General features: G+C 42.9%; 8 protein-coding genes. 4 read left to right on the top strand and 4 right to left on the bottom strand.

Annotation, left to right across the window (positions count from 1 at the left end):
* Window positions 1-86: 86 nt before the first annotated feature.
* Complete coding sequence (locus ACWATR_RS20910) at window positions 87-968, bottom strand: EboA family metabolite traffic protein (protein ID WP_460336531.1); 882 nt, start codon at window positions 966-968, stop codon at window positions 87-89.
* A gap of 471 nt (window positions 969-1,439) precedes the next feature.
* Between ACWATR_RS20910 and ACWATR_RS20905 the strand changes: the two genes are divergently transcribed.
* Window positions 1,440-2,642 (top strand): 3-dehydroquinate synthase, encoded by a 1,203-nt coding sequence (locus tag ACWATR_RS20905; protein ID WP_460336528.1) that lies wholly within the window; start codon window positions 1,440-1,442, stop codon window positions 2,640-2,642.
* A 450-nt stretch (window positions 2,643-3,092) separates the two neighbouring features.
* Here the strand turns inward: ACWATR_RS20905 and ACWATR_RS20900 are convergent, their stop codons facing one another.
* Entirely contained in the window at window positions 3,093-3,791 is a 699-nt protein-coding gene (locus ACWATR_RS20900) for a YdcF family protein (RefSeq protein ID WP_460336525.1), read from the bottom strand.
* A 311-nt stretch (window positions 3,792-4,102) separates the two neighbouring features.
* Here ACWATR_RS20900 and ctpB point away from each other — a divergent pair, with 311 nt between their 5' ends.
* Both ctpB and ACWATR_RS20890 read left to right on the top strand, forming a co-directional pair.
* Window positions 4,103-5,443, top strand: a complete 1,341-nt coding sequence (ctpB, locus tag ACWATR_RS20895; protein ID WP_460336522.1) for a carboxyl-terminal processing protease CtpB — start codon at window positions 4,103-4,105, stop codon at window positions 5,441-5,443.
* 108 nt (window positions 5,444-5,551) lie between these two features.
* Window positions 5,552-6,520 carry a glycosyltransferase family 2 protein gene (locus ACWATR_RS20890; RefSeq protein ID WP_460336519.1) on the top strand — a complete coding sequence of 323 codons (969 nt, stop codon included), beginning with the start codon at window positions 5,552-5,554 and terminating at the stop codon, window positions 6,518-6,520.
* A gap of 59 nt (window positions 6,521-6,579) precedes the next feature.
* On the opposite strand, the gene ACWATR_RS20885 is transcribed toward ACWATR_RS20890, so the two are convergent.
* Window positions 6,580-11,976 (bottom strand): M10 family metallopeptidase C-terminal domain-containing protein, encoded by a 5,397-nt coding sequence (locus tag ACWATR_RS20885; RefSeq protein WP_460336516.1) that lies wholly within the window; start codon window positions 11,974-11,976, stop codon window positions 6,580-6,582.
* Window positions 11,977-12,716: 740 nt separating this feature from the next.
* Here ACWATR_RS20885 and ACWATR_RS20880 point away from each other — a divergent pair.
* Window positions 12,717-16,352 (top strand): NB-ARC domain-containing protein, encoded by a 3,636-nt coding sequence (locus tag ACWATR_RS20880; protein ID WP_460336513.1) that lies wholly within the window; start codon window positions 12,717-12,719, stop codon window positions 16,350-16,352.
* Here the strand turns inward: ACWATR_RS20880 and ACWATR_RS20875 are convergent.
* Window positions 16,335-16,910, bottom strand: coding sequence for a Uma2 family endonuclease (locus ACWATR_RS20875; RefSeq protein ID WP_460336510.1), 576 nt, complete (start codon window positions 16,908-16,910; stop codon window positions 16,335-16,337). The two genes, ACWATR_RS20880 and ACWATR_RS20875, sit on opposite strands and share 18 nt — an antisense overlap.
* Window positions 16,911-17,065: the final 155 nt, after the last annotated feature.

Below are 17,065 nucleotides of genomic sequence, written 5' to 3'. Positions count from 1 at the left end.
GTCCTCCTCGTCTCCCACGTCTCCCTTGTACAGACGCGATTAATTGCGTTTCTCCCCGCTCTCTTTTATTTGTAAACTGACAAGCGTTAGCGTGCTTCGCCGCAGGTATCGCGGCTAAAACTGCTCCAAGTCAGATTACCTTGTTGAATGGATGACTTTAAATCTGGGTAACGAGAAAGTAATGCTTGTGCTTCGGGTAAAGGAGACTCAGCACAAGCTAAAGCTGCTGCTTCTTGCTCGTGTACATCCCCATTAGCTAGTACTTTTTCCAAATCTGTGATGATAGCGCTATCGGCAAACCGTCCTACAGGTCGCCAAAGTTCTGGCGTAACTGAGCGTTTGGCTGCCCAACGTTCATGGGCATAGGCTGCCAACATCCTTGCCAATTCTGGGTTAGCACGCCGATCTAGACCCCAAATTAGATGCAACGGACTGCCAACAAACACAGCCTTCAGCACCATCTGATTCCAAGCAGCATTGTCTAAATAATCTGCTGGATAAGGGTTACGTAATGCTATGGCTTGGAATACATTACTCATATTACTGCGAATTCCCTCAGCAGTACGGTGGCGATGTAACTCTGGATGTGGTAAGAGCGGCAAACTTTGATAAAGTACAACTAACTCCCCCATATCGGCAGTGGAGAAGACTTGATCAAGCGATCGCACATAGCTCTCAGCATCATCGTGAGGCAAAGCTAAAAGCAAGAGTGTGCGACCTGCTTGATCTACACTCCAATGACCAGGATACCAACCGGGAATCACATCCTGTGCTGCTTCCAAGTCCTGGAATGTTAGCTGCAAATCTTGTTTACCTAGATAACGCGGCACAGCACTAAAAGCTGTAAAAAACACTCGTTCAGCAGCGCCGCTAGCAATCTGTGCCTGCTTCTGTTCCAGCCAAGCCAAACCTTTCTCCGAAACAGATTTTAACAGCCAGTTATGCAGTAACTTGTTTACTTTACTCATGATAAATTCAGGACAAGTTGCCCAACTTTTTTGTGACAACCAAGTATAAAATCTACCACTAAACTTGATATTTTGGGATGAAGCAGTTAGAGAATATACTGATGAGATTATAACTTCACTGAATCTATAAAAATCTCCGAATTTTAAAGAAGCTACTGTAAAGATACCATTTTGATTAGATAAATTCTCAGATTATCTAACGGAAAAAACGTAGAATTCTATGTAATAATGATCTCCAGTGCCAACCTCATATATCAAGTCTAGGCATCAAAAAAATTGTAACCTAATATTATTTTGAACTTTATCTACTAAGTAAATATGCTTCAAATGCATGATTTATTTATTAGTTAATATTTTCTATTGGATAGTTTTATCTTGAAATGTTCAATAAATTATTTGTATTCATTTACTGTTAGCTTCTATTAAAGCTAGTGCATCATTTACAGTTACTTAAAAATCAATAATATTCAAATGGCTATTCAACAAAAGACTGCTCTTAATCTGCAACCAATTAACCAATCTGTCCGTGTGACCTTCAATTATGATGTTCACTTTACTAGAGGTCTATTTCAGTTAGATAATCCTTTACTCGCACAAGTGATCGCCGCAGATGGGGAGGCAACACCAAAACGAGTCCTAGCAGTGGTAGATGGAGGATTTTTACAGTACCAGGATGGATTGCTCAAAAAATTATCAGCCTACGCCCAGCGTTATGAAGATGTACTAACACTGAGCGGTAAACCAATAGTAGTTACCGGTGGAGAAGCAGTTAAGAATGATTCTAGATTTATAGAGCAAATTCATCAACAGATCAATGAATCTGGATTGTGCCGTCACTCCTACGTCTTAGCAATTGGAGGTGGAGCCGTCCTAGACATGGCAGGATACGCAGCAACAACGGCTCATCGAGGAATCCGACTGCTACGAGTACCGACAACAGTATTAGGGCAAAACGATTCGGGTGTCGGGGTAAAAAATGGAATCAATGCCTTCGGCAAGAAAAACTTTTTGGGTACATTCATGCCACCTTATGCTGTCTTGAATGACTTTGATTTTCTCACTAGCCTTGATGATCGAGATTGGCGATCGGGTATTGCAGAAGCAGTGAAAGTAGCGCTGATTAAAGATGCAGACTTCTTCGATTTCATTATGACTAATGCCGATAAATTGGCTAATCGGGACATGAACATAATGGAAAGGCTGATCTATCGTTGTTCACAGTTGCACTTAGAGCATATTGCTGGTGGCGGCGATCCCTTTGAAATGGGTTCATCGCGTCCTTTAGATTTTGGACACTGGGCGGCTCATAAACTAGAGCATTTAACTAATTACAGCCTACGTCACGGTGAAGCTGTAGCGATCGGCATTGCTTTAGATACGACCTATTCATATTTAACAGGTCAATTATTGCAATCTGAGTGGCAAAGGGTTCTAACTACGCTCAAAAAACTAGGCTTTACTTTGTACGTATCAGCACTGACAGAGCAGTTAGATCAACTAGATCATCCGCATTGTATATTTAGGGGGCTTACCGAATTCCGTGAACACTTGGGAGGAAAATTGACAATCACTCTTCTACAAGGAATCGGAGAGGGAATAGAAGTTAACCAGGTAGATTTGTCTTTGTATAAAGATGCTATTTTGATGCTGCAAGATTGGGAAATATTGCATTAATTATCCCTTGGATACAATCAGCAGAAGTGATGTTTAATGACAAGCCTTGTGGGTTCGTGGGTGACGATTGCCTATCGCAATCCTATTTTATTTGTGAAAATCACAAAACTCAGATACCCGATTTGTTAGAGAAGTCGGGTATCTCGTTGTTGACGAATTATTTAGGATTGCTATATTTCAACCTCTGATGCATCTTGGAGTGTTCATATAAAGCAAATTTGATATTGGTTATGAATCCAAATACTATGCAAATACACTAAATTAAAGTTATTGTGAGCTAAAAAAGTTATGATGTCTTCGCTTCCCGTTAACGATGCTCAAAATAATTTGCAAGAGATCATCGACCAAGTTGCAGAGCATATAACCCGCGTAGGCGGATTTTGTATGTGTAGTCGCGACTTCTAGTCACAAAGGCAAGTAATAATTTAGACTTTTCAAACAACCTCTAAGTTATCTCCCCAACCCACCTTGGTGTTCACAATGAAAACCTCGATTTTCCCAAGCTTGCATATCTACTTGGGTAAGTCTTGTCACATTTGAGCATTGCGGTTGAATAATTTGACTTAAAATCGCCCAAAATAAGCTGCGTGTTACATCTAATCCAGTTTTGACCCAAGATTCATTATTGCCAGGAACACCCACCTCTTGAACAATTTCTGGCTCTACCCAAATACCATGAGCGCCCAAAAGAATCTGTGCCATCCATAAGGCTCTGGGTAAGTGACTTTGCGAGGTAATCAACATGACTTTATGCACTCCCCAACGCCGCAGAATTGGAATACCATAATAAAAATTTTCAAAAGTAGAATTCGCGCACTTTTCTAACCAAACGTTTTGTAAACTTGCTAATTTCGCCTGAAAAATTAACAATATACAGGGATCTGGGGAACCATGAGAAATTAAAATTGGGATTTGCGGGTATTGTTTTGCTTGTTGGGCAACATAAGTTTCTCGGCTAATACTACCACCAAGCACAAAGAAGGCATCTACTGGCTGCGAAGAAGCAAAAACTAAGGTTATAGTAGTAAAAATCAGCCAAGCACCCAGGACAACATACAATATACCAGTTAGTTTTTGTAACAATTGCCACAAATTAGCCGATTTTTTTTTAATAGAAATTAATGATTTGATGGTAAATTTGCGTTTCATGACTTAAGTAAGAAAAGCTGATTTAATGACTGTCTAACAAGGCTGCAATTGAGTGAGCAAAGTGCTATCTTATAAAAGTAATCTAGAATGCAAACATGACGCTAACCAAAGTGTCACATAGTAAGTTTTGCCTTCCGGAGAAGGCAAACAAACTGAGAAATGATTGTTAATAACTAATGCAGTATTTCGGCATCATTCAACGATAAAAATGATGAAGGAACATAGTTGATTTTGGGGTATAAAAACTTAAAATTTTCTGGAAAGCCTGATTGCTAAACTGTCAACAACACAATTATTCCAGCTAATTATACATGAACCAATCTGCGAAAAGTTACTCACCGCTCCAAGTAGCCTTGATTGGTGGAGCGATCGCCACGACTGCTACGATGTCAGTGTTCGGCCCCGCTTGGACTCGTGCTGTCCGTGCCTCTCTAACCCTACAAGACAGCCCAAAAGCGATAGTTGACCAAGTTTGGCAACTGGTAAATCATGAATATGTTGATGGTAAATTTAATCAACAAAATTGGCAAGCAACCAGACAAAGCCTGTTGAGCAAAGACTACTCTTCTCGTGAAGAAGCTTATGCTGCCATCCGTGTAGCTTTGCAAACATTGGGAGATCCTTACACTCGGTTCATGGACCCCCAACAGTTTGAAGCCCTGACTAGCCAAACATCTGGGGAAGTCTCTGGCATTGGCATTCGGATGGAACTGAACGAAAAAACTCAGCGGCTAACTGTTGTCGAAGCCATAGAAAATTCTCCGGCGCTGAAATCTGGGATCAAAGCGGGCGATGAAATTTTGGCCATTGATGGCAAACCCACTCTTAAAATGAAAGTGGATGACGCTTCCAAGCTGATTCGCGGCAAAGCGGGTACTCCCATCAATCTCCGGTTGGGACGAAAAGGGCAAAATGCCTTTAATTTAAAACTGACCAGAGCAAATATTGAAGTGCCAACGGTACGTTATACCCTCAAGCAAGAAGGGAATCGTCGCGTTGGCTATATCCGTTTGCGGGAATTTAGCGCCCACGCCGCAGAACAAATGCAACGAGCCATCCGCGATTTGAACAGTAAGAAAGCTGATTCTTATGTCTTGGATTTGCGGGGAAATCCTGGGGGTTTGTTGCAGGCGAGTATTGAAATTGCTCGGATGTGGTACGATGACGGCGGAATTGTCAAGACAGTAGACCGTGTAGGCGGCAGTGAGGAAACTAAAGCCAATCGTACTGCTCTCACAAATCGTCCTTTGGCGGTCTTGGTAGATGGTAATTCAGCGAGTGCTAGTGAAATCCTCACAGGGGCACTCAAGGATAATAAACGCGCGGTAGTCGTTGGTGGTCAAACCTTTGGCAAGGCCTTAGTGCAGTCAGTTCATGAACTCGCAGATGGTTCAGGCTTGGCTGTCACCATTGCCCATTACTACACACCTGCGGGAACGGATATTAACCATAAAGGGATTACACCAGATATCAAGCTAGACTTGACAGAGGCTCAAGAGCGGCAGTTGGCTTCTAATCCAGATTTAATTGGAACTAAGAGTGATCCACAATATGCCCGTGCGATCGCAATTTTATCAAATAACAACTTCGCCCAGCCGCCGGCAAATCAACCCACTCGACCCATGAGCCGCGCTGGTGACTTGAAATTTTAGTATTCCCAAATCAAGATTTTTGGAGTTATAAAAACTCCTTAATTTACCAGTCCAGGATTTTTCTTTGGGAATACTAGGTAGTAATCCCATCTCCAAAATCTCAGATTTATGAATCATCAGCCAGTTGATGCAACCACCGCCACCAGCTTTTTACCAATGGTGTCGGTGGTTGTTCCTATTTATAATGGTGAGGCGGATTTACCAGAGTTAATCAATTGTCTGTTGTCTCAAACCTACCCAAAAGATCGGGTAGAGTACTTGTTGGTGGACAATAATAGTAGCGATCGCACTCTCACCAACCTCAAAACATCTGCCGAAAATTGCCCAATTACAATTCGCCCATTAAGCGAAAACCAAATTCAAAGTTCATACTCTGCTCGTAATACTGGGATTCGCACCGCTACAGGGGAAATTATAGTTTTTACCGATGCAGATTGCCGTCCCCAACCGCAATGGTTAAATGCATTAATTCAGCCTTTTGTCAATAAAGAAGTGGTGATTGTCGCTGGTGAAATTTTGGCACTACCAGGTACAACTCTGCTAGAACAACATGCAGAGCGTCAAGAAACTTTGTCGCAAAAGCATACCCTTAAACATTCCTTTCGTCCCTATGGTCAAACCGCTAATTTGGCGATTCGACGCATTGCCTTAGAAAAAGCGGGTTTATTTCGTCCCTATCTTACCACTGGTGGCGATGCCGATATTTGCTGGCGGATTTTGGGGGAAAATATTGGGCGTTTGGAATTTGCTCCGAATGCGATCGTTCAGCACCGCCATCGCGCTACACTTCAAGAACTGCAAAGTCAATGGCGGCGCTATGGACGCTCAAATCGCTATCTGCACGAACTGCATGGTGTAGATTTAATGCGAGATATGACACCCAAAGAATACGGCTATCGTTTGGCACGTTGGTTACTCAAAGAAATACCAAGAGATATTAAAAAGGCGATTGCGGGTCAAGCCACCCTAGTAGATTTATTAAATACTCCCATTGGTTTGTTCACAGCTAGGGCGCGTACTGCTGGGCAAAGAGACGCCAAGCTGCCAGAGAATGCCAAGATAATTGAGCGACTATGAATCAATACGCTTGGGTTCAGCAAAGCGCAACCCAAACGTATTGGAACAGACACTAATTATTATCCTAGATTTGCGAAATCCCACAGACCAAGGGTATTGGCTTCTACTCCAATGAGTGTGGCTAGAACTTCACCATCCTGTTTACTGATTAGAGTATCGCTGGTATTATTACCAATGCCTTGAGTAATGGTGATCTGTTCAAAGGTCAGACCATTCAATAATCCCAGATAATCGCTACCGACTGTAAAGTTGAAAATGGTGTCAATTCCACTCTCGCTAGCCAGCACGAACATATCACGACCGCTGCCGCCGTACAATGTATCTTCACCCGTTCCACCATTCAGGATGTTGTCGCCGCCTGTAAGATAGTCGTTGCCACCTCTGTTGTAGATCGGCTCCAAGAGATAATTATCTCCCTCCAACTGCGGGATATCGGCATAGAGCAGATCGTTGCCAGCACCACCCTCTAGTGAGTTGTTACCAGCACCACCGTAAAGACGGTCGTCACCGTCATTACCAAAGAGATAATCATCTCCATCCTCCCCTTGCAGGATATCGGCATCGTCGCCACCCTGAAGATTGTCATTACCATTGCCTCCAGCAAGAGTGTCGTTACCTTCTTGACCAAAGAGTTGGTCGTCACCTTCGCTGCCGATGAGTTGGTCATCGCCCAATCCACCTTCTAGATAATCATTATCAGCGCTACCATCCAGAATGTCGTTGCCGCCACCACCGTAGAGTTGGTCATTGCCTAATCCAGCTAAGAGTTGGTCATTACCTAACCCACCATCTAGGTAGTCATCGCCAGTACCTCCATCAAGAATGTCATTCCCTTCTTGACCAGAGAGTAGATCGTTGCCATCGCCTCCTAAGAGATTGTCATCTCCGATTCCACTATATAAGTTGTCATTATCAGCACCGCCGTTGAGGGTGTCGCTACCATCTTGACCGTAGAGGAAATCATTACCGTTACCCCCGGTCAGTTGGTCATTGCCATTTCCACCTTCAAGGTAATCATTGCCAACACTGCCATCAAGGGTATCATCGCCGTCTCGACCATATAGTTGGTCATTGCCGTCGCCACCATCTAATTGATCAGCGCCAGAACCGCCATCTAAGTAGTCATTGCCAGTCTGCCCTAGCAACTTATCAGCATCATCGCCCCCATAGAGGAAGTCTTCGCCGATACCGCCATCGAGGTAGTCACGCCCTTGCTGCCCGAAGAGTTGGTCATCGCCTGTGCCCCCTTCAAGGCGGTCATCGTCATTGCCGCCATCAAGATAGTCCTGACCTGCTTGACCGTAAAGGCGATCGCTACCATCTCTGCCATAGAGATAGTCATCTTCTAAGCCACCATCCACGAAGTCAGCGCCAGCACCACCATCCAGGATATCGTAACCTTGCTGACCGTAGAGGCGATCGTTGCCTTCATTACCATTGAGTTCGTCATTGTCTAACCCACCATCCAGGTAGTCATCACCAGTATTGCCGTTAAGTAAATCATCACCTTGTTGACCGTAAAGGCGATCGCTACCTTCGTTGCCATAAAGTCGGTCATCGTCCGCCCCACCATCGAGGTAGTCATCACCTGCTTGCCCTAAAAGGGTATCTATACCAGTACCTCCGTAGAGAGCGTCATTTCCCGCTCCACCATCGAGGTTGTCATCACCAGCTTGACCGTAAAGTTGATCGTTACCGTCGTTGCCATAAAGTAGGTCGTTATTGTCACCACCATCTACGAGGTCATTACCTAAACCTCCATATAGGGTGTCTTCACCAACTTGACCGTAGAGGCGATCGTTACCGTTGTCGCCATAAAGTTGATCATCTCCGTCCCCTCCATCCAGCAGGTCATTACCTAACCCGCCATATAGGGTGTCTTTATCGGATTGACCATAAAGTTGATCGTCCCCGTCTCCTCCAGTGAGGAAATCCTCGCCGATGCCACCATCGAGGAGGTCATCGCCTGTGCCACCTTCGAGATAGTCATCGCCTTCTTGACCATAAAGTTGGTCATTGCCATTGCCACCATCGAGGTAGTCATCGCCTGTGCCACCTTCGAGATAATCATTGCCAGCATCGCCATTTAAGGTGTCGCTGCCATCTTGACCGTAGAGTTGATCGTTGCTGTCTCCTCCATTGAGGTTGTCATTGCCAGCTTCACCTTTGAGGAGGTCTTCATCGGCTTGACCATATAGTTTGTCGTTGCCATATCCACCGTAAAGGCGATCGCTTCCTGTGCCGCCATCCAGCCAGTCGTCGCCAGCTTCACCATAGATGAGGTCATTGCCACCCAAGCCACTGATGATATTTTTTCCAGCATCGCCGAAGAGTAAATCTTCAAATTCTGAACCTTCTAGGTTTTCGATGGCTTGGAGGCGATCGCCTTTGGCATCTCCAGCCCAACCAGTACCCGTTGTGAGACTAACAGATACACGCGTCGCTGAGGTGAAATAGGAAGCCGTATCGTTGCCTTCTCCACCATTGAGGCGATCGGCATCAGTACCCCCAACTAGGAAATCGTCACCGTTTTCGCCAGAGAGAGTGTCTTTACCACCTTCGCCAAAAATGATGTCGTTGCCATTTCTGGCGTTAACAATGTCATTACCATCTCCAGCGTGGATAATATTGGCTTTGGCATCGCCGATGATTTCATCATTGAAGGCAGAACCGATGACATTTTCAATATTAAAGATTTGGTCAGTACCGCCAAAGCCATCTTTAGCGTAGTTTTGCTCTAAATTAACTATGACTCGGCTAGGATCGCGGCGATAGCTGACGGTATCAATGCGATCGCCTCCGTCAAGGGAGTCATTGCCAGCATTGCCAACTAACAGGTCATTCCCGACTAAGCCGGAGATGCGGTTATTTAGGCTGTTGCCAATTAGAACATCATCAAATCCAGAGCCGATGATATTTTCTAGATTTCGTAGGGTATCTATAGTGCCAAAGCCATCTTTAGCTGTGCCTGCTGCGATCGTAAAGCTTGGCTCTGTGTCGGTAGGTATGAGGCTGGTAGTAACTATGGTTGTGTGGAAAGTTCCGCCGGGATTTCCGTAGTTCTGTGCTTCATCAATATTTACAACTACACTACTGGGGGAGTTGTCGTAGCTGACGGTATCGACTTCAGTTCCACCGTCAAGGTAGTCATTGCCTGCTTCTCCCAGCAGTAGGTCATTGCCAGCATCACCAGACAGATAATCATAGTCAGCACCGCCGTATAGAGTATCAGCGTCAATACCACCGTATATAGTATCAACACCAGCACCACCCACTAGCTCGTCATTGCCAGCATCACCTTTTAGGAGGTCATTGCCATCTTCACCGAAGAGGTTATCATTCCCTGCACCGCCATAAAGACGGTCATTGTCTATACCTCCGTAGAGGCGATCGCTATCAGCACCACCTGTTAGTTCGTCATCGCCAGCATCGCCATAGAGAAAGTCATTCCCGCTTTCACCATAGAGGCTATCATTGCCTAGACCGCCATTTAGAGTGTCATTATCTATACCTCCATAGAGGCGATCGCTGTCGTCACCACCGCTTAGTTCGTCATTGCCAGCATCACCATAGAGGAAGTCATTCCCGCTTTCACCATAGAGGCTATCATTGCCTAGACCACCATTCAGAGTGTCATTATCTATACCTCCATACAGGCGATCTTTGTTATCGCCACCTGCTAACTCATCATTGCCAGCCTCACCATAAAGACTGTCATCACCATCATCGCCGAAGAGTTTGTCATTTGCTGCACCGCCATAAAGGCTATCATTGCCAGCTTTACCTCTCAGAACATCATTACCACCCAAACCTTTGAGGAGATTATTGTATGCGTTACCAGTCAAATTATCCGCAAAGGCTGAACCATCGACGTTTTCAATAGACTGAAGTATATCTCCCTGAGCATCTCCTCCGGTGCCCGTACCCTTGGTCAAGTCTACTGACACTCCTGCACTAGAGTTTGAGTAAGAAGCTGTGTCTAAACCATTTCCTCCATTCAAGGTATCGGCTCCAGCCGCACCAACAAAGTAATCATTTCCATCACCACCTCCAAGGACATTATTGACACCATTGCCAATTAAAGTGTCATTGCCTTTTCCACCGATCGCATTTTCAATCGTGACTCCAAAGGCGATCGCTAGATTATATCTTTCTAGAGGGTCATGGAACGTTTTTCCATCTTTGATGTAGGTAGTTGTGTTGATAGGACCAATTGAACTAAATTGGCCTGCGTTTAAGTTAATCTCAGTTGCTTTTAATTGCTTTAAAGCATCAATGGTGTCAATACCACCACCATCCCAAATCGTCTCCATAAAGGGATGGGTTAAATCATGATATGTATAAGTATTGTTACCACTGCGAGTTTTGAAATTAGCACCATAAAGCGACTGAATGGCAGCAATGTCATAGAGCATGAGAGTTTGAGGCTGGACATCTCTATCTCGCTTGATATTAGGGTCAGCATCTTTATAGTCATAAGACATGATGCTATACAGAACAGAATCTTTATCTTTTGGCAAATACGGTCCAGGGCTAGGAGAACCTCCTGCATCATAGTTTCCAGGATGCTTTAGACCTAGAGCGTGTCCAATTTCATGGGTTAGTGTGAGGAAGCCATAAGAACCTTTTTTTCCAATATTTTCAGGCTGGTTTTCCTTATAATTTTTGTTTAACCAAACATCTCCAAAAGGGAGAAGTTTGAGTGCAGGTAATTGCAAAATCACATCAGAGGCATTCGGTATTTTTGGAAGTTCAGGTAACCCAGGTAATCCAGGTAACCCAGGTATACTAGGCACATCAGGGATAGGAATACTAATATCAGGTACACCAGGTATAGCCAAATTTGCACTGAAGTTGAGAGATGATGAGTTATCATTAGTCAGCGATAAGCTGGATATAATAGGTATAGATTTGATGAACTGCTCAACAAATTCTACCAAAGCATCCCTAATAGCACGTCCAACACTTTCAGCAGTATAAGGCGGCAGCGCACCTCCTGAACCTCCTATATTTGCAGTTCCAAATCGGAGATCAGCGCCATCAACAAGCGGAGTTCCAAAAGTATTTTCTATGAACTTCGTTATTTTATTGGCAAAATCACCCCATAGCCCAACTGCATCTAAATAAGGTTTGATTGCATTAATGTTGACGAAATTACTTAGATTCAGAATGCTATCTGGCTTTTGTACAAATCGAATATCTGCAACCTCAGCCCATAAATTGAGTGCTTCAGCAGCAGCAGCCTTCTGACGAGAATCAAATGCTTTAAAACTAACTGGATCAGGAATACCTCCATCGAGAAATGCGTCTATTGGTGCGCCTAGAATATAGACTGCTGGGATCGCAGGCATAAAGTTGTAAGTAATGGTATTTGAAGACCAACTAGGCTTACCTGGAAAGAATAAATTCTGTATATCACCTTTATTTGCTTGGGGTGGCTTTAAATTATTATCCATTGATTCCATTCCTTGTCTATTTGTGTTTCTAGAATTTTGACTGTGATTGATAATATGCCACTTGCTAAACTGTGGCACTTAAACTTCTCAAACTTCCATTGCAATCATAGAAGTCAGGCTGATAGCACCTTTCCTATACTTTCTCGATCTACTGATCGCACCCCTCCCAAACCCCGATAACTTAAGTGCGATCGCATCGCATCCCGATTTCAAACCATGAGTCAGAAAAAAACAGCAAACGAATAAGCATCGTCGCTCACAACTGCTATGGCTCAACTAGATGAAAAATTTATCGCACTCGAAAATTTTCAGGATTTGGATAAACACTTTACCTGTGTTTAATCTTGGGTATATTTCCGTACTACAACTGAATCACATCAATACTCTACAACCTTGTATAAAATTTTATGGTGAGAAAAAGTCGGGAAAATGTCGGACTTTTTGGTAAATTTACGTAACCTTTCTGGAAAAAATCAACTTTATGGTGTAAATATCGTATCTAAACTGGTATTACCACGTAAATACATTGATAGTTGAAAAAGCGATACCTTCTGATGCATCCGCTACAGGTAGCTTGGTTCTACATCGAAATATGGTGTACCAACACACTGAAGAACTAGCCAAACGTGAAAAGTCAGGTAGAAATGTCAAGTCTTTTTGATAGATTGGCGTAAACTTTATGAAAACCATCAGGTTTATAGTGGGAATATTGTAGTGAACATGTATTACTACAGAAATAAATGACCATTGAAGAAGCGATCGCACTAGTTGAGCAATTATTGGAGCGAGGATGCTTAACGAAAGTACAAAAGATGGTATTTCGCTACGCCTGGGAAGGGAAAACTTACCTAGAAATGGCGCGAGAAGTCAGATATGATCATGGTCACATCAAAGACGTTGGTTCGCAACTATGGCGATCGCTCTCTCAAGCTTTAGATGAAAAAGTTACCAAGAATAATCTGCACGCAGTTTTGAAACGAGCTGCACAACAGCAGAGTGATGCAGATATCTCCCCAAGATTAAACCTCCAACCGCTCAGAAATCGCATCAATTGGGGAGAAGCGATTGACGTTTCCCGCTTCTATGGACGTACCACTGAATTAGAAACCTTAAGCCAATGGATTGTTGGCGATCGCACTCGTCTGATAACTTTATTAGGGATGGGTGGTATTGGTAAAACTACCCTTGCGGTTAAGGTTGCAGAAAATAACCAAGATGCCTTTGAATATGTTTTTTGGCGTTCTCTACGCAATGCACCGCCGATACAAAATATCTTGTTAGACCTAATTAAATTTTTATCTAATCAGCAGGAAGTAAATTTACCCGACACCGACGAAGCACAACTAGCGTTGCTAATAAAATATTTATCTTCATCACGGTGTTTGCTGATATTAGATAACGTTGAAACAATTCTCGTTAGTGGTGTAAATGCTGGCAATTATCGAGAAGGATATGAAAGTTACGGACAGCTATTTCGGTATATCGCCCAAGTATCTCATCAAAGCTGCTTATTATTAACTAGCCGTGAAAAGCTGAAAGGATTGACATTGCAAGAAGGGGAAAATTTACCCATTCGTTCTCTACAAGTTACAGGGTTAAGTCAATTAGAGATCCATGAAATTTTTACAGATAAAGGTTTCTCTGCTTCGCCAGAACATGAGCAGTTATTAACAGCAATTTATAGCGGCAATCCCTTAGCTTTAAAGATAGTTGCAAATACAACCCAAGAATTATTTGCTGGAAATGTCTTGCAATTCTTAGACTGTAATACCTCTGTTTTTGGTGACATTTGGGAACTTTTAGACCAACAATGTCAACGTTTATCTCCTTTAGAAAGGCAGGTTATGTGCTGGTTAGCAATTAATCGAGAAGCAGTTTCTTTAGCTGAATTACAAAACGATATTATACCACAGATATCGACACGAGAACTTATTGAATCACTAGAGTCTTTAAAAGGAAGGTCACTAATTGAAACAAGTCATCCTATTGCTAATCATAGTGTAACTTTTACTCAACAACCTATTGTTATGGAATACACAACAGAAAAATTAGTCGCGGCTGTATTTCATGAAATTACCACAAGTAATATTTCGATTTTTAATTCTTATGCCCTGATTAAAGCAACCGCTAAAGACTATATCCGAGACTCACAGATATGTTTGTTATTAAAACCATTAGCTAATAAACTATTTGCACATTTTGAAAATAAAACTAGACTAGAAAGCTATCTTTATCAATTTATTAGTAAATTACAAAATCATCCTCCAATTCAAACTGGGTATGCTGGAGGAAATCTTTTAAATATACTCTGCCATATCTCAGCAAATTTACAAAATGCCGATTTTTCAAACCTCACCCTTTGGCAAGCATATCTGAAAGATATTAATTTAAATTGCATTAACTTCCAAAATGCTGATTTATCAAAGTCGGTTTTTAGCGAAACTTTTGACAGTATTTTGGCAGTAGCATTTAGTCCCGATGGAAGAATTTTAGCGGCTGGTGGCGTTGCGGGTGAGGTGCAATTATGGCAAGTAGCTGACGGAAAACCACTTTCGAGATGGAAAGCACATTCCTCTTGGATTATTTCACTGGCTTTTAGTCCCAATGGTCAAATACTAGTTACTGGTAGCGATGATCAAAGTGTAAAGCTATGGAATGCTAACACAGGCATTTGCTTAGAAACCTTTCAAGGACATACAAGTTGGGTATTTGATGTAGCTTTTGCTTTGCAACACTGCGCGAACAGTTCAGATAGCCAAATACTTGCCAGCATTGGTGATGAACACACTATTAAATTATGGGATGTCGCCAAAGGTAAACTATTAAGAACTTTTACAGGACACAGCACCCAACCTCACTCCATCGCCTTTAGTCCTGATGGACAAATGCTAGTTAGTAGTGCGAATGACAGCACTATCAGGTTATGGAGTGTATCTACAGGTGAGTTACTCAAAACTTTCCTAGGACAAAGCAATTTTGTACAGGCTGTTGCTTTTAGTCCTGATGGAACAACTATTGCCAGTGTAGGCAATGACTATATTATCCAGTTATGGGATGCGAGAACGGGCGAACTACTCAATACTTTCATACAGGGACATGTTTCTTTTGTACAATCAATCGCCTTTAGCCCTGATGGGAAAACCCTGGCCAGTGCTAGTCATGACAAAATCATCAAGTTGTGGGATGTGGCTGCGGGTATCTGCAAGAAAATTTTGCAAGGACACACTAGCCAAGTTTGGTCAATTGCTTTTAATCCTGATGGGAAAATAATTGCTAGCAGCAGTCAAGACCACACTGTTAAGCTATGGAATACTACGACTGGACAATGTGTAAGAACTTTCAAAGGATACACTAATGCATTTCGATTAATTGCCTTTAGTCCCGATGGGAAAACTTTGCTAAGTGGTAGCGGTGACTGTCAAGTGCGATTGTGGGATATTCAGGCAGGTGCGTGTATGAGGACTTTGGCAGGACATACAAGTTTAGTTGTATCGGTTGCCTTTAGTCCCAATGGTAAAACCTTAGCAAGTGGCAGTACCGTAGTTAAGTTATGGAACTCAAGCACAGGTGAATGTCTCTTGACTTTGCACGGACATAGTAATTGGGTTTGGTCGGTAAATTTTAGTCCTGACGGCAAAACTTTATTGACTGGTAGCGCTGATCGAACTTTAAAATTGTGGGATGTGCAAACGGGTGAGTGTTTAAAAACATTACAAGGTCATACTAATTGGGTTTGGTGTGCTGTTTTTAGTCCTGATGGTCAAACTTTGGCAAGCGCCAGCGGAGACTATACGGCGAAAATCTGGGATATAAATACAGGTGTATGCTTAATCACTCTTAAAGGGCATTGCAATGGTGTATCGTCGATCGCTTTTAGTCCTGATGGTAAAATTGCAGCTACCGCCAGCGATGACCATACTACAAAATTGTGGGATTTAACGATAAATAATAGCGATCGCTTACCATCTGGTGTATGTATCAAAACCTTAGAAGGGCATACCAGTGGTGTTTATTTTGTAGCATTCAGCCCCGATGGTTCACAACTTGCTACAGCCAGTGATGACCATACAGTGAGGATATGGGACGTAAATACTGGAGAATGTCTCAAAATTTTAACAGGACATAGAAATCGGGTGTGGTCAGTGAAATTTAGCCCCGATGGTGAAATGCTTGCAAGTGCGAGTCACGACGAAACGATTAAACTATGGAATGTCAAAACTGGTGCGTGTTACAAAACGCTTCAAGCCCCACGACCTTACGAAGGAATGAATATTGCCGGAGTCAGAGGGTTAACTGAGGCACAGAAAGCTTCGTTAAGAATGTTAGGTGCAATTGAAGTTGAGTCCAAGATTAAGTTATTAGAGAATTCCTTGTAAATTCAAAGTAAAACCTGGTAACACATCTTCTCCCGATAACTGATTTGGCGACAGTAGCACTTCCTTCTCTTTTCCCTGGCGATAAATTTCCACCTGCTTACCTTTGGGGTCAATTAGCCAGCCTAACCGCGCACCATTCTTCATATACTCCTGCATTTTGTCTTGGAGGGACTTGAGGGTGTCGGAATCAGACCGCAGTTCTACTACGAAGTCTGGACAAATGGGAGGAAAAGTCTTTCTTTCTTCAGAAGCCAGTGCTTCCCATCGCGCTAAAGGAATCCAAGCTGCATGAGGTGAACGTAAAGCTCCATTGGGAAGTTGAAACATCGTTGAAGAGTCAAAAGCTTCTCCAGTCCCGTCTTCATCTGTCCAAGTTCCCAAGCGTTGAGTTAATCTGCGATTTCGACTACCAGTTTCTCCACCAGTCGGCGCCATAACTACTAATTCTCCTGATGCGGTGCGCTCTAGTTTAGCATCAGGGTTGACTTGACATAGCTGGTAAAACTGCTCAGAAGTGAGATTGATTAATGGTTCTAGGTTCAGGGTAATAGCAGTCACGTCGCTTCGCTCCGAATTCAAAATTCAAAATTCAAAATTAATGATTCCCATAAATAAATTTAGTTGCTCTGTATGCTTTTCGTTTTTGGTCATCTTGCAGTTTCTTCTGTCTTGATTATGACTATTATGGTTAACCTGTTACCAGATTGGAAGCC

The organism is Nostoc sp. UIC 10890 (assembly GCF_054786515.1).
The sequence above is the reverse complement of the archived record's forward strand: the minus strand, read 5'-3'. Positions and strand labels throughout refer to the sequence as shown.